The following is a 20,417-nucleotide window of genomic DNA, read 5'->3' on the forward strand; positions in this document are numbered from 1 at the left end:
CTTTCAATTTTCAACTGATTATGCGTAAACTCCTGGATTTTTTAGTCAGAAAGAGGCATTGGTTCTTATTCATTTTGCTTGAGATCATATCGTTGACGTTGGTTTATCGCAATAATGCGTATCAGCGGAACATTATGTTCAGTTCGGCTAATGTAATAACCGGGCATATAGCTTCTGTCTCCGGCTTCGTCACTTCCTACCTGAACCTGCGTGAAATAAACCGGGAGCTCCTGGAGCGTAACGGGCAGCTCGAGATGGAGTTGCTCGAATTGCAGGATCAGTTGGAGATGATGCGGGCCGACACGGCTTTGTTTGCCGGTTTTGTATCTGACTCGACCGAACAGTTTCCGTATAGTTTTGTGATCGCCGATGTCGTAAACAACAGCGTTACGCATTTGTCCAATTATATCACGGTTAACAAAGGCCGTAAGGATGGAGTGGAGCCGGATATGGGAGTCGTGTCAGAACGGGGTGTCGTGGGAATCGTTTCGACGGTCTCCGACCATTTTTCCGTTGTGATCCCTTTGTTGAACCCGAAGTTCAAACTAAGTTGCAAGGTGTTGGGAAGCAGCTATTTCGGGACGTTGAGCTGGAACGGGCGTAGTGCGCGGTTTGCCAACCTGGACGAATTACCGCGCCATGTGGAGTTTGAGAAGGGAGACACGATCGTGACGAGCGGTTATTCTGCTATTTTCCCGTCCGGGATTATTGTGGGTAAAGTGGTGGATTTCGAGAAGCAGCATGATGATAATTTCTATTCGCTTGAAGTGGAGCTGGCAACAGATTTCCAAGCGCTGAACAACGTGCGTATCATAAAGAATTACCGTCAGGCGGAGCAAAAAAATACAGAACAGGAGGCAAAGAAGAATGATTAACAATCTACTGCGCGGCTTTATTTATTTTGTGGTGCTGGTGTTGGTACAGGTGTTGATCCTGAACAATATCCATTTCCTGCGTGTAGCTACCCCGTTTCTGTATCTTTATTTCATTTTGAAAATACCGGTGGGGACGTCACAAACGAATGTCGTGTTTTTCTCTTTCCTGATCGGATTGGTAATCGATATGTTTTCAAATACACCCGGAATGCATGCGTTTGCCTGCACGCTGGCCGGTTTTATCCGCCAGCCGTTGATCCAGTTGTTGATGGGAAAAGATCTGCCGGAGGGGATTTATCCTTCTTACAAGACGTTCGGCTACGGCGGCTTCTTCCGCTACACGCTGCTTTTTGTCGTGATCCATCATGTGGCCTTGTTTTTGATCGAGTCGCTGACGCTTTTCGACCCGCTGTTCTTGGCGATCCGCATTGCGGCGAGCGTGGTGACTACGACTTTACTGATTTGTACAATAGAAGCATTCAATATAGAGTCCCAGAAAAGTGGCGATTAATACGAAATATACTCTTGACAACAGGCGTTTCGTGATTGGTGGCGCTGTTGTTTTGCTGGTTCTCATCTTTATCATCCGTTTGTTTTTCCTGCAAGTGGTGGACAACGATTATAAAGCGTGGGCCGACAGTAATGCGTTCCAGAAAAAGACCTTGATCCCTTCCAGGGGCATCATTTATGACCGCAACGGGAAGTTGCTGGTCTATAATCAGCCTTCTTATGAAGTCATGCTGATCATGCGTGAGATCCAACCGTTCGATACGCTCGACTTCTGTAACATCCTTGGCATTACAAAAGAACTGTTTGTGAAACGCATAGCCGAGATTAAGAACAGGCGGCTGAATCCCGGCTATTCTTCCTATGTCCCGCAGGTGTTCATGAACCATCTTTCGGCACAAGAGTGCGGCGTTTTGCAGGAAAAGCTATATAAATTCCCCGGCTTTTATATTCAGAACCGGACGATCCGGGAATATGAATATTCTTATGGAGCCCATCTGTTAGGCAATATCGGGGAGGTAAACCGCGGGGATATCGAGAGAGATCCCTATTATGTGCAAGGGGATAATGCCGGACGTTCAGGTGTGGAACTCTCTTACGAAGAGGCTTTACGCGGTGTGAAGGGTGTGGAGATCCTGTTGCGCGATGCGCATGGACGCATAAAAGGACGGTATGAAGAAGGCCGCCACGATGTGGCCCCCGTGTCCGGAAAGAACCTGACGCTTTCGATCGATATGGATTTGCAGGCTTTGGGTGAAAAGCTGATGCAAAACAAGAGGGGGAGTATCGTCATGATCGAGCCGGAGACTGGCGAGGTGCTGTGCATGGTTTCTTCGCCTTCTTATGATCCGAGCCTGTTGGTCGGCCGTCAGCGGGGTAAGAACCACATCATGTTGTCGAAAAATTCGGATAAACCTTTGTTGGACCGTGCCATCATGGGCCGCTATCCGCCGGGATCGACTTTTAAGCCGACACAGGCATTGACTTTCCTACAGGAAGGGGTGATTACAACGGAGACGATGTACACCTGTGCACATGGATATACAGGAGCCCGTAACGGGAAACCGGCCTGCCACGGCCATGCCTCTCCGCTGAATGTGACGTATGCGCTGGCTACTTCCTGTAACTCCTTTTTCTGTTGGGGGCTGCGCGATATGATCGACAGCCGGCGGCGTTACCCCAATGTGGAAGAGGCGTTTGAGGTCTGGAAGAACTACCTGGTTTCTATGGGGTATGGCTATAAGTTGGGGATTGACCTGCCCGGTGAAAACAGAGGGTTTGTTCCGAATAGTGGATATTATGACAAATATTATCGAGGCCGCTGGAGTTCGAGTACGATCATCTCTATTGCCATCGGGCAGGGCGAAGTGTTAGCTACGCCCTTGCAGATTTGTAACCTGGCGGCGACCATCGCCAACCGTGGATATTTCATTACTCCGCATGTCGTAAAGGAGGTGCAGGATACTCCGCTGGATTCCCTTTACACGGAAAAACGGCATACGATGGTGGAACCCAGGAATTATGAAATCGTGGCCGAAGGTATGCGGAATGCCGTCATTGGAGGTACTTGCCGGGGGGCTGCTATTCCCGGTATCGAAGTTTGTGGTAAGACGGGTACGGCCGAGAACCCGCATGGGAAAGACCACTCGGCTTTTATCGGTTTCGCTCCGTATCAGAACCCGAAGGTTGCCGTCTGTGTCTATGTCGAGAATGGCGGTTTCGGTGCGACCTACGGTGTGCCGATCGGCAAGTTGATGATGGAGAAGTATCTGAAAGGTGAAATCTCGGAAGAAAACAAGCCGCTGGAAGAAATGATGTCGAACGCGGTTGTATCGCCAAACGTTTTATCTTTGCCGAATCGTGAGTTATAGGAAAACAGAAATATGGAAGACGGTTGACTGGCTGACGATCATCCTGTATGTGGTCTTGATCATTGCCGGTTGGTTCAGCATCTGCGGCGCCAGTTATGAGTTCGATAACGTGGGGCTGTTCGACCCGTCGGGCCGTCCTGGCTCCCAGTTGATGTGGATGGGGCTGTCGGTAGGGTTGATCTTTGTGATCCTGATGCTGGAAAGCGAGTTTTTTGATGTATTCGCCTATCTGATTTATGCCGGTATCATCGTGTTGCTGGTCGCGACGATCTTTCTGGCTCCCAATATAAAAGGTTCCCACTCTTGGCTCGTCTTGGGACCCGTCAGGTTGCAACCGGCTGAGTTTGCTAAGTTCGCGACGGCGCTTGCCGTCGCGAAGGTCATGAATACGTATGGCTTCAGGCTGACTACGCCCAAAAACTTTATCCTGGTATTGTCGCTTATATTCCTGCCGATGGTTTGCATTTTGTTGCAGCAGGAGACGGGATCGGCGTTGGTGTATCTGGCTTTTTTCCTGATGCTGTACCGCGAGGGAATGTCGGGATATATCCTTTTGTCGGGAGTCTGTGCGGTTGTCTTTTTTGTTGTCAGCATGAAATTCTCGGATGTGACGGCCGGAGCGACGGCGATGGGAGAGCTGCTTGTCTCTTCTCTGATCCTGTTGATCACCGTTATTCTGGTGCAGATCGAAAGGAAAGACAGTCGTGCGATATTGGGGATGCTGGTGGCTACGGTTCTCGCTTATCTGGGCGGTTATGCTGCTTCTTTCTTTATGGAGGTCGATTATTCGCTAATAGCGATCGGGTTGGTTCTGCTTGCCGCCTGCTATCTGATTTTTCTGTCGGTCCGTAATTGGGTCTGGCATTATGTGCTGATAGCTGTCTTTGCGTTGGGATCACTGGCTTTCATGTATTCGGTGGATTATGTGTTTACCGATATCCTGGAACCGCACCAGCAGATACGTATCAAAGTCTCGTTGGGATTGGAAGACGACCCGAGCGGCGCCGGCTACAACGTGAACCAGTCGAAGATCGCGATCGGTTCGGGCGGCCTTACCGGAAAAGGTTTCCTGAACGGCACGCAGACTAAATTGAAATATGTGCCTGAGCAAGATACCGACTTTATCTTTTGTACGGTAGGAGAGGAACAGGGGTTTGTCGGGGCTTCGGTGGTTTTGTTGTTGTTCGGTTTCCTGATCCTGCGCCTGATCGTACTGGCGGAGCGGCAAAGTTTCACGTTCAACCGGGTGTACGGCTATAGTGTCGCTTCCATCTTTTTCTTCCACTTAGCCATTAATATCGGGATGGTGACGGGGCTTACGCCTGTGATCGGCATTCCGTTGCCTTTCTTTAGCTATGGAGGTTCTTCTCTTTGGGGATTTACGATCCTGCTCTTCATCTTCCTTCGCCTGGATGCCTCCAGGAGGGAACGGTAGCAAGGGTGTAGTCGTACTTAGGTGTATGAGGTAGTTGTGCTTAGATGTACGAGGTCGTCGTACTGGGAAATACGGGCTGCCTTGATTGAAAGCAATATGCCCCGACAGTAAATGTTAACGGGAAGGGCGGACCGAGAAGCCGATTTCCTGTATGCCTTTCAGGGCATCGTCTCGCATTCCCTGGCGGAAACTGAACGTATATTGTCCGGCATACGGGAATTTATATCGCGAATGGATGGGAAAACTGCTCTGATATAAGGATATGCCGTGCCCGTGCCATTTGCCGAACTCGTCGGCAAGCGTGCATTCGATCGTATCCCGGCGGAGCGGGCCGATCGGCCGCTCTTCGCTACAGAAAAGCCATAAGTTCTGATAAGGATACAAATTATTGTTCCTTACTTCCAGTGTCAGGTCGTAAGGAACAGATATGTCTTTCACCTCGAAGGTGAAATAATATTCCTTGTCCTTTTCCCACGTGATGTTGTTGATTGCCTGATACTGGTCGTACAAGGCTGGATTTTCGCAGGAAAAGAACAGGATGCAAGTCAATATGGCAATGATTCCTTTAAGCATCCGGCTTTGTGTCAGGCTTGCTTTCTGGTTTGGAGTCCGGCTTGGAATCCGGCTTGGAATCCTGTTTGGCAGCAGGCTTGGCTTGTTGCTGAGGTTTGTCATTATTCGGTTGCTTATCGTTATTTACTCGGTTCGGACGCTGCCTGTTACGGTTGTTCTCCCGGTTATTTTCGCGGTTGTTGTCACGGTTCTCCCGCTCACGATTGTTCTCACGGTTGTTATTCTCGCGGTTCCCGTTGTTGCGGTTACGGTTTCCGTTGCCGTTCTTGTTGCCGTTTCCTTTGCCGTTTTTATTTTCGTTACCGTTGTTGTTTGTCTTTTCTCCGTTGGAAGGCTTGTTATTCCCTTCGTTGTTGGGGGTAGCTACGGCTTCTTTCGGCAGACTATCCTTGCTATTGCCGTTGTTCTCTTTATTACCGTTGCCATTTCCGTTACGTTTCTTTTTCTTCTTTTTCAGGGAAGAATCGAAACGGGTGACGCTGTCCTGCCCCAGGATATCCTGTGCATCGCGTTTAGGAGGCTGTGGCTTGGTATCGGCTTCGAGCGTGGCGGGTTTCGTCCCCTTCTTGTTCATGTTGATGACGTCGAAGGCGCGGTCCGCAGAGATCGTAACCAGATTGGCGGCGAACGATTTATCGGTTGAGTAAGTGATTTCCCGTTTGAAGATATCCGTTTTGAAGTGATAATAGGTATTGTCTTTCGTCTCCAGCACCATCTCGCGTGACGGCAGGCGCTTTTGCGCTTCCACATAGGCATCCACTTCATAGTTGATGCAGCATTTCAGCTTGGCGCATTGGCCGGCTAACTTTTGCGGGTTCATGGAGATGTCCTGATAGCGGGCCGCACCTGTGGCAACCGATACAAAGTTGGTCATCCAGCTTGAACAGCATAGCTCACGTCCGCAGGGGCCGATGCCGCCGATACGTCCGGCTTCCTGCCGGGCGCCGATCTGTTTCATTTCGATACGGACGCGGAAGGCTTCGGCGAGCACTTTGATCAGCTGGCGGAAGTCCACACGCTCGTCGGCAATGTAATAAAAGATCGCCTTGTTGCCGTCTCCCTGGTATTCCACGTCTCCGATCTTCATGTTCAACCCCAGGTCGGCAGCGATTTGGCGCGAACGGATCATCGTGGCATGTTCCTTACCCTTCGCCTCTTCGTATTTTTCGATATCGGTCGGTTTGGCTTTGCGATACACCTTCTTGGGTTCATTACCTTCGCCGGTGCGGATATTGTTCTTTTTCATCTGGAGAAGGACCAGTTTGCCGGTCAGTGTCACGGTCCCGATATCGTGTCCGGGGCTGGCTTCTACTGCAACCATATCTCCTTTTTCCAGTGGAATTTTAGAACTGTTGAGATAGTACCCTTTACGGGTGTTCTTAAACTGGACTTCCACATAATCGGTTGCGTTTGCCGCATCGGGTACGTCGCAAAGCCAGTCATAAGTGTTCAGTTTATTATTTTGTATTTTACTGCATCCTTTTTTACCCATGCAGCAACTTCCTGTATTTAATTTAAAATCCATTTGTCTGGTATATATAATGTATTTATAGTGCGTACAATTACGCAAAAATAGTCAAAATATTTGGTTCGTAGCAAATGAAGAATGAATTATAAAGAGAAAGGGCAAAACAGAATGTTCCGTTTTGCCCTTTTCAATATCTTTACCACTGCTGATTTACTTAACCAGACCGTGACTTTTAAATACTTTGTGAATGGCTTCCAGCGCATAGTCGAGCTGTTCGATCGTGTGGGTCGCCATCAGCGAGAAGCGGATCAACGTATCTTCAGGCGCAACGGCCGGAGATACTACCGGGTTTACGAAGATACCGGCTTCGAACAGTTCTTTTACGATCAGGAATGTCAGATCGTTGTTGCGGATAAACAACGGAATGATCGGTGTTGCCGTATGGCCGATTTCACAACCCATATTGCGGAAACCATCCAGTGCGTAGTGCGTCAGTTTCCACAGGTGCTCGATACGTTCCGGTTCGCTCAGCATGATATCGAGTGCAGCGCCGGCTGCTGCCGTAGCGGCTGGAGTATTACTTGCACTGAATATGTAAGAACGGGAGTTGTGTCGCAGATAGTTGATCGTTTCCTTGTCCGAAGCGATGAAACCGCCGATCGAAGCAAGCGACTTGCTGAATGTACCCATGATCAGATCCACATCGTTCGTTACGCCGAAGTGGTTGCAGGTCCCGCGACCGTGATCGCCCAGGACACCTAAGCCGTGAGCTTCGTCTACCATTACGCTAGCATTATATTTTTTAGCTAATGCAACGATTTCCGGTAATTTGGCAATGTCGCCTTCCATACTGAACACACCATCGATAACGATCAGCTTCACCTTGTCGGGCTCGCATTTCTGGAGCTGTTTTTCCAGCGACTCCATATCGTTATGTTTGTATTTCAGTTTGGTAGAGAAGGAAAGACGGTGTCCTTCGATGATGGATGCATGGTCCAGTTCGTCCCAAAGGATATAATCTTCACGTCCTGTCAGGCAGGATACGACACCTAAGTTTACCTGGAATCCCGTAGAATAAACGATGGCATCTTCTTTTCCGACAAATTCGGCCAGACGTTTTTCCAACTGGATGTGCAAATCCAGCGTTCCGTTCAGGAAACGTGAACCGGCACAACCCGTACCATATTTCTTAATGGCATCAATTGCCGCCTCTTTTACTTTCGGATGGTTTGTCAGGCCTAAATAGGCGTTAGAACCAAACATCAGGACTTTTTTACCGCTAATCATTACTTCCGTATCCTGATCACTTTCAATCATTCTGAAGTATGGGTAAATTCCTGCGGCCATAGCCCGCTGAGGTGCATCGTACTTTGATAGTTTCTCTTGTAAAAGTTTCATATTATAATTAACAGAGAATGATTTTCTCGCTACGTTGTTATTCTAAAAGAACCCAGGTCCGCTTACTACATAATAACTATGTTTCGGCAAATCCAGCCGCAAAAGTAGTAAAAAAATAACTTATAGTGGCCGAAATGCTTTAAAAGTTTTACAAAAGCATTATTTTTGTCCTCTCAAAGTAAGTAACAGTAAAGAATGGAGGGACAAACAATCAACATACAAGCCATCATAAATCCGATATCGGGTGTTGGCTCGAAGAGAAAGATTCCGAAGATGATAGAACGTGCTTTCGAGGACGGGAATTGTCATGTGGAAATTTCTTTTACCGAATATCCCGGTCATGCCAGCGAACTGACGCGACAAGCCCTTGATAAAGGAGCCAATTGCGTGATAGCCGTCGGAGGAGACGGGACTGTAAATGAGATTGCCCGCGCCATGCTCCATTCGGATGCTGTGTTGGGGATCATCCCGAAAGGTTCCGGTAACGGCTTGGCGCGTGAATTGCATATCCCGATGGATGTGCGCCGGGCGGTCGACCTGATCGTAAAAGGACATATCTCGACAATCGACTGTTGCAAGGCGAACGGCCGTATTTTTTTCTGTACCTGCGGAGTCGGTTTTGATGCGGCTGTCAGCCAAAAGTTCGCGGGGGAGAAACGCCGCGGATCACTTACCTATATAAAGAATACGGTGGAGGAATATCTGAGTTACCAGCCCGAGCCTTATGAACTCCTGATCGATAACCAGACGATCAAGGAAAAGGCTTTTTTGGTGGCCTGCGGAAATGCTTCGCAGTATGGAAACAATGCGTTTATCGCTCCCCATGCCAATATCCAGGATGGTAAAATGGACATTACGATCCTTTCCCCTTTCGGTCCTCTGGATATCGCACCGTTGGCTATCCAGTTGTTTACAAAACAGATCGACCGCAACAGCAAGATCAAGACGTTTAAAGGAGAGGCCGTGACGATTATCCGCCAGAATCCGGGTGTCATGCACCTGGACGGCGAGCCGATCATGGCGGACAGCCGGATAGAAATCTCCGTTCTCCCTAAATCCTTGAATGTATTGACGCCGGAAACTGTTTCTTTTACGGAAGAGGTACAGAATCTGTTTGGTGAAGTAACCCGTTTCTTCGATAAGAAGCTTCCTTACATCTTCAGATAAAAATCTTTGGTGAGACCGATGTATTCGTCGGTATACCGATGCCTTGCAAGTTCGATGGCCAGCTGGCCGGAATATGCGGGAGATGCGGATGGTCCGGCTCCCAGTTCGGCTAACAGCCGTTTGGGTTGTGCGCCGGGCACGGGTAAGACGGCGATCTCTTTTGAAAGAGAGAGGTTTTCCCTTCTGATGCAATCCGCAAGGTGCTCTTTCCGGTCGTAGGGCAGGATGAGGGCGATGCGCCCACCGGGAGCGAGCAGCTTGCGGCTGTCTTGCAGCAGCGCTTCCAAGGTCAGCGTGTCGGTGTGGCGTGCCGTGTTCCGTTGCAGGTCCGGGCATTTCAGCGAATCGACAAAATAAGGGGGATTGGAAACAATCAGGTCATATTTGTGCGTTCCGGCATGTGCGAAATCGGCCAGGGCGGAATGTATGACATTTATTCGTCCGGCGAAGGGGGAGGATTCTGCATTCTCCTGTGCCTGCCGGCAAGCATCGGCATCAATGTCGATAGCGTCGATATCCGCCTTGCTGCGTTGTGCCAGCATCAGGGCGATCAGTCCGGTTCCGGTTCCGATGTCCAGTATGCGGTTGCACGATTCCGTGCCGGCCCATGCGCCGAGCAGAACGCCGTCGGTTCCTACTTTCATCGCGCATTTATCATGACGGACGGTAAATTGTTTGAATTGAAAAAAGGGATTTGACATAGTAATTGACATTTGATAATTGACAATGGACTGAATAATTGTCCATTGTCAATTGTTCGGTGCAAAAGTAGTCAGATTTGAGTTAAATATAGTAACTTTGGCACGTTTATTGTATAAAGTAGAATTGCGGGCGATAAAGGAATATTCCGCAACGATGACAAATAATATATGAAGAAAGATAAAGTAACGATGTTTGCCGAGGAGTCGTACGACGACCTGGAAGATAATATTGGTATTGTAATGCCTATCCTCACAGATTGTGATGTTGATGAAGACTTTACCGGAGGAATGGAGAAGGTAGGAGAGGAGTTGCCTATTCTTCCGCTCCGGAATATGGTCTTGTTCCCCGGCGTAGCTATGCCGGTCATGATAGGACGCCCTAAATCTATGCGCCTGATCAAGGATGCAGCCCATAAGAAAAGCCTGATCGGAGTGGTTTGTCAGAAGGATATGAACACGGAAGATCCGAAGGAGGAAGATCTGTATACCACGGGAGTCGTAGCCGACATTGTCCGTGTACTGGAGATGCCGGACGGGTCGACAACCGTGATCCTGCAAGGTAAGAAACGCTTCCACCTGGAAGAGTTGTCTGCCGTCGATCCTTACTTGACCGGAAAGATCAAATTACTCGAAGACGTTATGCCGGACAAGACCGACCGTGAGTTCGAGGCGCTTATTTCGACTATCAAAGATTTGACTGTCAAGATGCTCGGAGCTGTTTCCGAACCTCCGCGCGACTTGATTTTCTCAATAAAGAATAATAATAATGTCATTTACACGATCAATTTCTCTTGCAGCAATGTCCCTAACGGATCGTCTGAAAAACAAGATTTGTTGTTGATCGGTAACTTGAAAGACCGTGCGTACCGTCTCCTGTTTATCCTGAACCGCGAGTATCAGCTGGTGGAACTGAAAACGTCCATCCAGATGAAGACACACGAAGATATCAACCAGCAACAGAAGGAATACTTCCTCCAGCAGCAGATCAAGACGATCCAGGAAGAGTTGGGCGGTAATATCAATGAACTGGAGATAAAGGAACTGCGCGAGAAGGCTGCCAAGAAGAAATGGTCGCCCGCTGTGGCCGAAACGTTTGAAAAAGAAGTGCGCAAGCTGGAACGCCTGCATCCGCAATCGCCGGATTTTTCGATCCAGACGCAATATGTGCAGACGATCATCAATCTGCCGTGGAACGAATGTAGCAAGGATAATTTCAATCTTGCCCATGCCCAGAAAGTCCTGGACCGCGATCACTACGGGTTGGAAAAGGTCAAAGAGCGTATCATCGAGCACCTGGCCGTGCTGAAACTGAAAGGGGATATGAAATCGCCCATCATCTGCCTGTATGGGCCTCCGGGAGTCGGTAAGACTTCATTGGGAAAATCGGTCGCAGAAGCCCTGCATCGCAAGTATGTCCGAGTTTCGTTGGGCGGCCTACACGACGAGGCGGAGATACGTGGCCACCGTCGTACCTATATCGGTGCGATGTCCGGACGTATTATCCAGAACCTCCAGAAGGCCGGAACTTCAAACCCTGTGTTCATCCTTGACGAAATAGACAAGGTGACGAATGACTTCAAGGGCGATCCTGCTTCCGCTTTGCTCGAGGTGTTGGACCCGGAGCAGAACAATGCTTTCCACGATAACTATCTGGATATCGATTATGACTTGAGCAAGGTGATGTTTATTGCGACCGCCAATAACTTGAATACGATCTCCCAGCCCTTGCTGGACCGTATGGAACTGATCGAGGTGAGTGGCTATATCATGGAAGAGAAAGTGGAAATCGCTGCCCGCCACTTGGTCCCGAAACAATTGGAGATCCACGGCCTGCCGAAAGGAAAGGTGAAGTTCCCGAAAAAGACGCTGCAAGCGATCATCGAGTCTTACACCCGTGAAAGCGGTGTGCGCGAGCTGGACAAAAAGATCGCCAAGATCATGCGTAAGCTGGCCCGCAAGATGGCGTCCGACGAGGTGCTTCCAGCGCAGATACGCCCTGAAGATTTGCACGATTACCTGGGAGCAGTCGAATATACCCGTGATAAATATCAGGGCAATGATTATGCAGGTGTCGTAACCGGCCTTGCCTGGACGGCTGTCGGCGGTGAGATCCTCTTTGTTGAATCCAGTTTGAGCAAAGGGAAAGGTTCAAAGCTCACTTTGACAGGTAATTTAGGTGATGTGATGAAAGAATCTGCCATGTTGGCACTCGAATATATCCATTCGCATGCCGGGCTGTTCGATATCGCTGAAGATATGTTTGAAAACTGGAATGTCCATATTCATGTGCCCGAAGGAGCGATACCGAAAGACGGTCCGAGCGCCGGCGTCACGATGGTGACTTCATTGGTGTCAGCCTTTACGCAACGTAAGGTGCGCAGCAACCTGGCCATGACGGGCGAGATCACGCTGCGTGGCAAAGTCCTCCCGGTGGGCGGCATCAAAGAAAAGATTCTGGCTGCAAAGCGTGCCGGAATCAAGGAACTGATCCTCTGCCAGGAGAATAAGAAAGATATTGAAGAGATCAAGCCGGACTATTTGAAAGGATTGACTTTCCACTATGTGGATGATATCCGCCAGGTGGTTGATCTGGCCTTATTGAATGAAAAAGTGGCTAATCCTTTGTTCTGAAGATAAATAGCGTTTCTATATATAAGCCCTGTAAAGGTGATGTGCCGAATGTAGGCAGTTCCTTTACAGGGCTTATTTTATGTCGGCTATATTCGGGAGTGGCATTGTACTTGAATTATATTCTATTTAAATGATATTTTTAGCAAAACAACCGGCATCCTTAATACGTTTGTCCTGTTGAAGGGAAAAACAAAATCAGGCAATCGTTTTTAGAAACAATTGCCTGATTTATAGGATTGAGCGGTAGGCGAGGCTCGAACTCGTGACCCTCAGCTTGGGAAGCTGATGCTCTACCAACTGAGCTACTACCGCGTTGGATGGTGCAAATGTATACAAATCTTTTATTTTTTAGTACCTTTGGCACAAAAATTTTAAAAGAATTTATAGTAATGGAAAAGCTTACGCTGATTAAGGTGGGAGGAAAGATTGTGGAAGAAGAAGAAACGCTCCGCAATCTGCTGAACGACTTCTCGCAGGTGGAAGGATATAAAGTGCTGGTTCATGGAGGCGGACGTTCCGCAACGAAACTGGCTGCACAGTTGGGTATCGAGAGTAAGATGGTAGGCGGACGCCGGATTACGGATGCGGATATGTTGAAAGTGGTTACGATGGTTTATGGAGGACTTGTCAATAAGAATATCGTCGCCGGCCTCCAGGCTTTAGGCATAAACGCGTTGGGACTGACCGGGGCGGATATGAATCTGATGCGGTCGGATAAACGCCCGGTAGGAGAGGTGGACTATGGCTTTGTCGGCGATGTGAAAGAGGTGAATGCAGATCTGCTGGCATCTCTGATTCATCAAGGCATTGTCCCGGTACTGGCTCCCCTTACACACGATAAACAAGGACATCTGTTGAATACCAACGCTGATACGATCGCAGGCGAAGCCGCCAAAGCCCTGGCTAAACATTTCGAAGTGACTTTGATGTTCTGCTTTGAAAAGAAAGGAGTTTTGAAGGATGAGAACGATGATGAAAGTGTAATCCCCGAAATAGACCGTACTGCTTTCAAGCAGTATGTAGAAGCTGGTGTGATTCAAGGGGGAATGATTCCTAAACTCGAAAATTCGTTTCAAGCAATCGAGGCCGGTGTTAAGCAGGTAATTATAACGCAGGCTTCGGATATTCATTTGGGAAAAGGTACACGTGTCTTTTGATATGTTACTAAATTTGTTGTAAATATTATGTTTTGCAACAAATTTAAACTGCAAAATGATAATAAGTAAAATAATTTACTATATTTGTGGTGTAAATAGTTTAAGTGTATTTTTGAAACGAACGTTGGGATACTGTGCAGGTTTGTTTTGGTAACTAATTTGCGAAGGAATATATAAACAATATACCTGTACAAAATAGAAGGGGGAGCTTGGGAGAGTTTCCCCTTTTCTGTTACCTTTGCTTCGTGTAATAAAAAGGCGATGGAAAATAGGAAAATAATGGTAAATATTCGGAACGTTGTAACTCGCTTGCCGGAACTGCGTTTTGACGAACCTCTTAACTGGATAATTGAAGAGGGACAACAATGGGCTGTCATAGGTCCGAACGGTGCAGGCAAGACGTTGATTGCCGACGTCATGCAACGTAAATTTGCATTGAAAGAAGGGGACGTTACTTTCGGATATGAGGGTAATGTCAGTAACTTGGTGAAAAGTATTGCGTTTAAAGATATTTATTCCCTGGCCGATTGCCGTAATTCTTATTATCAGCAACGCTGGCATTCGACTGAGACGGACGAAGTCCCTACAATAGAAGAAATATTAGATGAAGATGCGGGATCGGAAGATTATCATAAAGTGTTATCTCTGTTCGGTATAGAAGAGTTTCTGCCGAAGAAGCTAATTTTCCTGTCCAGTGGTGAATTGAGGAAGTTCTTGATTGTCCGTACATTGCTGAAGCGTCCCCGTGTCCTGATATTGGATAATCCGTTTATCGGGCTGGATGCTCCTTCAAGAAGAGTTCTGGTGGAGATGTTGCAGCAAATGACGAAGTTGAAAGGGGTTCAGGTGGTCTTATTGCTTTCTAATCCGGACGATATACCTGAAATGATAACGCATGTCTTACCGGTCAAGCAGCGCAGATGTCTTCCGGTTTGCAGCCGCGAAGAATTTCTGAAGCAGTCGGATCTGATTGCCGATTTGTTTCCGTCCGAGGGAAAAGACGATTCCGAACGGAGCGGATTATTTTTACTTCCTGTCGAGGAGCGGAAAGAACCTTCCGCTCACCTCGTTACTTTCAGGATGGAACACGTTTCGATCAAATATGGTAGCCGTACGATCCTGAAAGAACTGGATTGGGAAGTGAAAAACGGGGAGAAGTGGGCGTTGTTCGGTCCGAACGGGGCCGGCAAATCGACGTTGTTGAGTTTGATTTATGCTGATAATCCGCAATCGTATGCCAACACGCTTTATCTTTTTGACCGGAAACGCGGTTCGGGAGAAAGTATCTGGGATATCAAGAAACGTATCGGATATGTTTCCCCGGAAATGCATCTTTTCTATATGGAGAATGTACCGGCATTGAATATTGTAGGTTCCGGCTTTTTTGACTCGATCGGGTTGTTCAGAAAATGTACGGAACAACAGCAGCAGGTTGCTTTGGCCTGGATGCGTGTGTTCGGTATCGAAGGGTTGAAAGACCGCTCTTTCCTTACGCTTTCTTCCGGTGAACAGCGGTTGGTGCTTCTGGCGCGTGCGTTTGTCAAAGATCCGGATCTGATCATTCTGGATGAGCCGTTGCACGGCTTGGATGTGAGCAATAAGAAGAAGGCGGCTGCCATTATCGAGCAGTTCTGTTCGCGTCCGGGGAAGACGCTGATTTATGTCACGCACTATCCGCATGAATTGCCCGCCTGTGTGGATAAACGTTTTGAATTGGTTAAACACGCTTAAGGATTTGTCTGATGAAATATAAACTTGTTGCCTTTTGGTTGATCGTTTTCGGAGCTTTGTTTACTTTCTTGCAAACGAGTTTCCAGTATCACTTTTACTATATAGAACAGAGCCAGCTGTTTTTGTTTTCCGAGGCGTATATTGGGAATAAACTGGTTCTGCCGGGCGGCTTTTCCATGTTGGTGGCGGAGTTCCTGGTGCAGTTCTTTATTCGGCCTTATATCGGACCGTTGGTTACTGCGGCCTTATTGACTGGTGTCGGGATTTGTACGGCAGGTATCGTGAAGCGGATTGCGCCGGCTTCGGGACTCTTTATCCTCTATGTTTTACCGGTTTTGGCTTTGCTGTTCATGCATTTTGATTTCAATTACCGGGTACAGGGCACCGTTTGCTATCTGATGATGACGGCTTTGCTTTGTGGGTATATGCGGATACGGAATGATCTTTTCCGTTTGGTTGCAGGTTGTGTGCTGGTTCCGGTCTTGTTTTGGCTGGCCGGATCGATAGCCGTGCTGTTTGCCGGGATGGCCTGCTTGTTCGAGGGGTTACAGAAGACGCCTAAATGGTACATCTCGTTAATCGGGGTTGCGGAAGTATTGTTAATGGGCATCGGAACGGTTTATTTCTCTTTGATGGGTGAATATAGGTGGGTTTTCGGACCGGATCTGTATTATCATTATACGCTTCATCCTAAAGAGATTATTTATTATTCCTGGATTTGTCTGCCTTTGGTTTTCCTTGTCGCTTTCTTTTTACGGAATAGAAAAGGTCTGTCCGGAAAGAAATTATTTGCGGGGATCAGCTGTGTTGTCCAATTGGCTATGATCGGTATTGTTTTGTGGTGGGGAATCCCCAAATATAGTGATGCAAAGACGTTAAGGCTGAAGAAACTGGATTATTTTGCCCGTACGGAACAATGGGACAAGACGATAGAAGAGTGTAAAGGGAAACTGACTAATTTCTTATATATGTGCCATTTGAATATGGCATTAGCTAACAAGGGAGAACTTTCGGACAAAATGTTCAACTTCGACCAGCGGGGACCGCAGGGGTTGCTTGTGCAATGGAATAAATCGGAAAATATATCCTGTATGCTCAGTGATATCTATTTTACGATGGGAGCGACCGCATCGTCCCAGGAAATGGCTTTTGAAGGTTATGTGAGTGCGATGGAGGATGGCAATCCGCGTATGTTGAAAAGACTGGTGCAGACGAATCTGATTTACGGCACGTATCCCATTGCAGAAAAATATATCTCGATACTTGAGAAAACGTATGCATATCGGGATTGGGCCGAATCACAGCGCAAATATCTTTATAATGACCAAGCCGTCGAAAGCGATCCCGTATTGGGAACCCGCAGGCGGATGTTGCCGGACCGGAATTCATTGGCAATGATAGATGGATTGACCGGAGACCTGGAGCTCTTTTTGGAAAAGGGACCGGCCAATTCTGCTGCTTTGCAGTATTTGGGCGCGATGTATTTACTGGCTAAAAATCTGGAAGGGTTTAAAGTACTGATGGAGAAATATTACGGAACGGAGTTCTTGCCCGCATTGCCTGTGCATTTTCAAGAAGCCGTAATTGTGATGTCTGAAAAAGAACCGGACTATTGGAAACGTTTCAATATCTCCGAAACGATTGTAGCCCGCTTTGCCGACTATAAAAAGCAGGTGCTTGCGAACCGTAATAACAGTGCTCTTGCCGGGCTGTTGAATCGGTCGTACGGAAACACCTATTGGTTTTACTTTATGTTTAAATGATGCGTAAGAACATGGAAAGAAAGAATATATATGTATTGATGCTGGCAGCTATGTTGTCTTGCTCCGACTCGGTGAAGGTGAGCCGGACATTGGATGAAGTGCCTGTCATTTTCCCTGATTATAACGGTGTGGTAATTCCTCCTAACATTGCTCCCCTGAATTTTGCTTTGAATGATCAGAATGCCGAATCGCGTGCTGTCTTTTCTTTTGAAGGGTTACAATTCGAGGTGATAGGGAAAAAAGGAAGCTTTACGATTCCTTCTTCCAAGTGGAAGAAACTCTTGGAATCGGCTGCCGGTAAGTCCATACAAGTAACGGTCCGGATGAAACAAGGCAATGAGTGGGTGGCCTATTCTCCTTTGACCATCCAAATTGCTCCGGAAAAAGTAGATTCTTATCTGGCTTACCGCCTGATCGATCCGGGATATGAGTTGTGGAACAAGATGGGAATTTATCAGCGGAATCTGGAAAGTTATACGCAAACTCCAATTATTGAAAATAAGATGAGTGGTAACAATTGTGTGAATTGCCATTCGTTTTGCATGCAGAATCCGGATAAGATGTTGTTCCATATGCGTGAGACTTTTCCGGGAACGATCCTGGTCGATGGCGATAAGGTTGAAAAGCTGAATACCAAAACGAAGGAAACGATTTCTTCTTTGGTTTACCCTTCCTGGCATCCTTCGGGCAAATATGTGGCTTTTTCTGTAAATACAACCAAGCAGGCATTCCATTTGAATGACAAAAATAGGGTGGAGGTGTATGACGAGGCTTCCGATGTCGTGGTGTACGATGTGGAAAAGCACGAAATTGTAACGGCTTCAAACATCTTCTCGAAAGATGCTTTCGAAACATTCCCGACTTTCTCGCCTGACGGGAAGACTCTTTATTTCTGTACGGCAGAAGCACGGCCTATTCCGCAGGAATACTCGGAAGTCAAATATAATCTTTGCTCCGTTTCCTTTGATCCGGCGACACGTGCTTTCGGGACGCAGGTCGACACGCTTTATAATGCAAAGAGTGGCGGAATGAGTGCCTCCTTCCCGCGCGTTTCGCCTGACGGACGTTACCTTTTATATACGTTATCCGGTTATGGAAACTTTTCGATCTGGCATAAAGATGCGGATTTGTATATGACAGATCTTCAGACTGGAACGAGCCGTCCTCTGACGGAAGTGAATAGCGACGATGTGGAAAGCTATCATTCATGGAGCAGCAACAGCCGTTGGTTTGTTTTCAGTAGCCGGAGGATAGACGGTTTATATACACGTCCGTATATTGCTTATGTGGGCGAGGATGGCAAAGTAGGCAAGCCGTTCCTTCTGCCTCAGAAAGATACTGATTTCTATCATTCTTTTATGAAGTCGTTCAATATACCCGAATTTATAGCCGGAAAGGTAAAAGTGCAAGGCCGGGTGCTGGCTATTAAGGCGAAGAGCGATAAGGGAAAGGATGTCAGGTTTGCCCGATAATAGAAATGTCCTTGGAAGAGAAATTGACCACTCCATCAGCAACAGCTATCAGATAACTAATTTGACGGGATGCCAAAGTGGCGATTATATTGATGAAAAGCAGACTCAATTGTCCAATTAAGCTATTGAACGCCTCATATATTACTAATAAGATGTAAGATAAATTGCTGCTATCAATAGTAAAACAATAAAAAAAGAGGCCGATATACTGAATAACGGCCTCTTTCTCATTTAAAAATTATTTTTAGAAGTATCCTTCATTCTGTTTGATATTAGGATTGACGTCGATTTCAGCTTGTGGTATTGCTAAAATTGTACGATAATCCTGATAGCTCGGAGAAATAAGGTCCGTATTATTCAGGAAGTGGTAACCGCCCTGGCGAGTAACTGTTATGCCTAAACGCATAATGTCATAGAAACGATGACCTTCCATTACTAATTCCTTACGTCTTTCTTTCAATACCAATGCTTCGGTAGCAGTAACATCTGCAGCACCCGGTATAGCGCGTTTGATGATAGCGTTCAAATACTTATTGGCACTTGCCTGGTCTACTGAAGATTTTTTCAATGCAGCTTCTGCAGCAATCAGATAGATATCAGATAATCTGATTACACGAATATTGTTTACGGCTGCTTTACCTCCGATGCCAGGGTATTTGTTCATATAGGTACGACCTTCTATGGTTGTGGCACTTAACAAATTGCGACGGATATCATCCTGGTTTTCGTTGATAAGATCTTCAAATTCTTTCGTGATGGAAATCGCTGCATATCCTTTGGGATCGATAACATAACCAAACATTTCCCGGTTACCGGCGTCCAAATCCGAAATTTCCAGATCGAATACTGATTCGGAAGAATATCTTGCAGACCATGAAGCAACGTAGTCTTCTGTTTTCAACAAAGAGTAAGGTGAATTGTTTATTACATCTTCAGCATAAGAAAATGCTTTTTCCCAATCTCTTTTATAAAGATTGACACGTGCAAGCAATCCTTTTACTGCCCAGCTGTTGAAACGGCCGTTTTTTACTTCCGTTCCGATATATTTCAATGCCTCTTCCAAATCAGTAATAACCATTTCATATCCCTGTGCAACAGTTGAACGGGCAGGAAGGTCGTCTGCTCCCAGTACTTCTTTCACTAATACGATGCCCGGAGTTTCACCATTTTCCACAAAATACGGTTTAGCGTATGTGATCAGCAAATCAAAATGGCATAGTGCACGCAGAGCTAATGCTTCTCCTTTTGCATTATTAAGCTCGTCTCCGGCAGGAAGATCTCCTGTTTCAATAGCATTCAACAATACATTTGCACGGTTGATGATTGCATACGGATAGCTCCACAACTCTTCAGGCGAGTTATTCTGCCGGTGAGTGAAGCGATAATATGTATCCGTTCTTAAACCACCGGAGGTTAATGTTTGAACATCTTCTCCGCCTACTTCTGCACGTGCTACGAAATCGCAGCCGTAGTAACTGTCATCTTTTAGTTCGTAATATGCACCGTTAAGTGCAGTTTCCACATCTTGTAAAGTCGTGATTGCATCTGTACTGACCAATGAATCTGAAGGGAAAGTATCCAGATATCCATCACAAGATGTAAATGTCACCGAAGTAATTGCTGCAGCAACAAATATAGATTTTATGTTTATTCTATTCATCGTTGTTA

At 46.9% G+C, this 20,417-nt stretch carries 15 protein-coding genes and 1 tRNA gene; 10 read left to right on the forward strand and 6 right to left on the reverse strand.

All coding sequences use genetic code 11. The features are described 5' to 3' along the window. Window positions 1-20: 20 nt before the first annotated feature. From mreC to rodA, 4 genes are read left to right on the forward strand one after another with little or no spacing between them, the layout of a single operon-like run. The gene (mreC, locus tag ACPYIV_RS01645) at window positions 21-875 is read left to right on the forward strand and encodes a rod shape-determining protein MreC (protein ID WP_293733902.1); all 855 of its coding nucleotides are present in this window, start codon (window positions 21-23) and stop codon (window positions 873-875) included. Continuing rightward, complete coding sequence (gene mreD, locus ACPYIV_RS01650) at window positions 868-1,386, forward strand: rod shape-determining protein MreD (RefSeq protein WP_300760721.1); 519 nt, start codon at window positions 868-870, stop codon at window positions 1,384-1,386. Before mreC ends, mreD begins: the two co-directional genes overlap by 8 nt. Then, complete coding sequence (gene mrdA, locus ACPYIV_RS01655) at window positions 1,376-3,253, forward strand: penicillin-binding protein 2 (RefSeq protein WP_293733900.1); 1,878 nt, start codon at window positions 1,376-1,378, stop codon at window positions 3,251-3,253. The genes mreD and mrdA overlap by 11 nt, the downstream gene beginning before the upstream one ends. Next, window positions 3,243-4,688 (forward strand): rod shape-determining protein RodA, encoded by a 1,446-nt coding sequence (rodA, locus tag ACPYIV_RS01660; protein WP_425885196.1) that lies wholly within the window; start codon window positions 3,243-3,245, stop codon window positions 4,686-4,688. The genes mrdA and rodA overlap by 11 nt, the downstream gene beginning before the upstream one ends. 114 nt (window positions 4,689-4,802) lie before the next feature. Here rodA and gldH read toward each other — a convergent pair whose 3' ends face one another. From gldH to spt, 3 genes are all read right to left on the reverse strand, one after another. Next, window positions 4,803-5,261, reverse strand: coding sequence for a gliding motility lipoprotein GldH (gene gldH / locus ACPYIV_RS01665; RefSeq protein WP_301705348.1), 459 nt, complete (start codon window positions 5,259-5,261; stop codon window positions 4,803-4,805). Further along, the gene (locus ACPYIV_RS01670; RefSeq protein ID WP_425885198.1) at window positions 5,254-6,786 is read right to left on the reverse strand and encodes a PSP1 domain-containing protein; all 1,533 of its coding nucleotides are present in this window, start codon (window positions 6,784-6,786) and stop codon (window positions 5,254-5,256) included. The genes gldH and ACPYIV_RS01670 overlap by 8 nt, the downstream gene beginning before the upstream one ends. A gap of 153 nt (window positions 6,787-6,939) precedes the next feature. Further along, window positions 6,940-8,127: a serine palmitoyltransferase gene (gene spt, locus ACPYIV_RS01675; protein WP_293733896.1), complete on the reverse strand. Its 1,188-nt coding sequence runs from the start codon at window positions 8,125-8,127 to the stop codon at window positions 6,940-6,942. 195 nt (window positions 8,128-8,322) lie between these two features. Between spt and ACPYIV_RS01680 the strand changes: the two genes are divergently transcribed. Beyond that, window positions 8,323-9,294, forward strand: a complete 972-nt coding sequence (locus ACPYIV_RS01680; RefSeq protein WP_293733895.1) for a diacylglycerol/lipid kinase family protein — start codon at window positions 8,323-8,325, stop codon at window positions 9,292-9,294. Here the strand turns inward: ACPYIV_RS01680 and ACPYIV_RS01685 are convergent. After that, the gene (locus ACPYIV_RS01685; RefSeq protein WP_425885201.1) at window positions 9,279-9,995 is read right to left on the reverse strand and encodes a tRNA1(Val) (adenine(37)-N6)-methyltransferase; all 717 of its coding nucleotides are present in this window, start codon (window positions 9,993-9,995) and stop codon (window positions 9,279-9,281) included. The two genes, ACPYIV_RS01680 and ACPYIV_RS01685, sit on opposite strands and share 16 nt — an antisense overlap. A 168-nt stretch (window positions 9,996-10,163) precedes the next feature. Here ACPYIV_RS01685 and lon point away from each other — a divergent pair, with 168 nt between their 5' ends. After that, the gene (gene lon, locus ACPYIV_RS01690; protein ID WP_293733893.1) at window positions 10,164-12,626 is read left to right on the forward strand and encodes an endopeptidase La; all 2,463 of its coding nucleotides are present in this window, start codon (window positions 10,164-10,166) and stop codon (window positions 12,624-12,626) included. A 239-nt stretch (window positions 12,627-12,865) separates the two neighbouring features. Here lon and ACPYIV_RS01695 read toward each other — a convergent pair. Next, window positions 12,866-12,938, reverse strand: a tRNA-Gly gene (locus ACPYIV_RS01695). Between the two features lie 77 nt (window positions 12,939-13,015). Between ACPYIV_RS01695 and argB the strand changes: the two genes are divergently transcribed. The 4 genes from argB (at window position 13,016) to ACPYIV_RS01715 (ending at window position 18,749) form a co-directional block, all read left to right on the forward strand. Beyond that, complete coding sequence (gene argB / locus ACPYIV_RS01700; RefSeq protein WP_293738916.1) at window positions 13,016-13,783, forward strand: acetylglutamate kinase; 768 nt, start codon at window positions 13,016-13,018, stop codon at window positions 13,781-13,783. A 261-nt stretch (window positions 13,784-14,044) separates the two neighbouring features. Beyond that, entirely contained in the window at window positions 14,045-15,514 is a 1,470-nt protein-coding gene (locus tag ACPYIV_RS01705) for an ATP-binding cassette domain-containing protein (RefSeq protein WP_425885204.1), read from the forward strand. 11 nt (window positions 15,515-15,525) lie between these two features. Beyond that, window positions 15,526-17,277 (forward strand): DUF6057 family protein, encoded by a 1,752-nt coding sequence (locus tag ACPYIV_RS01710; RefSeq protein ID WP_425885206.1) that lies wholly within the window; start codon window positions 15,526-15,528, stop codon window positions 17,275-17,277. 11 nt (window positions 17,278-17,288) lie between these two features. Next, window positions 17,289-18,749, forward strand: a complete 1,461-nt coding sequence (locus tag ACPYIV_RS01715) for a TolB family protein (RefSeq protein ID WP_425885208.1) — start codon at window positions 17,289-17,291, stop codon at window positions 18,747-18,749. Window positions 18,750-18,993: 244 nt separating this feature from the next. Here ACPYIV_RS01715 and ACPYIV_RS01720 read toward each other — a convergent pair whose 3' ends face one another. Further along, window positions 18,994-20,409 (reverse strand): RagB/SusD family nutrient uptake outer membrane protein, encoded by a 1,416-nt coding sequence (locus tag ACPYIV_RS01720; RefSeq protein WP_293733888.1) that lies wholly within the window; start codon window positions 20,407-20,409, stop codon window positions 18,994-18,996. Between the last annotated feature and the right edge of the window lie 8 nt (window positions 20,410-20,417).

This window comes from Parabacteroides vesiculifaciens (assembly GCF_049860805.1).
Taxonomy (GTDB): domain Bacteria; phylum Bacteroidota; class Bacteroidia; order Bacteroidales; family Tannerellaceae; genus Parabacteroides.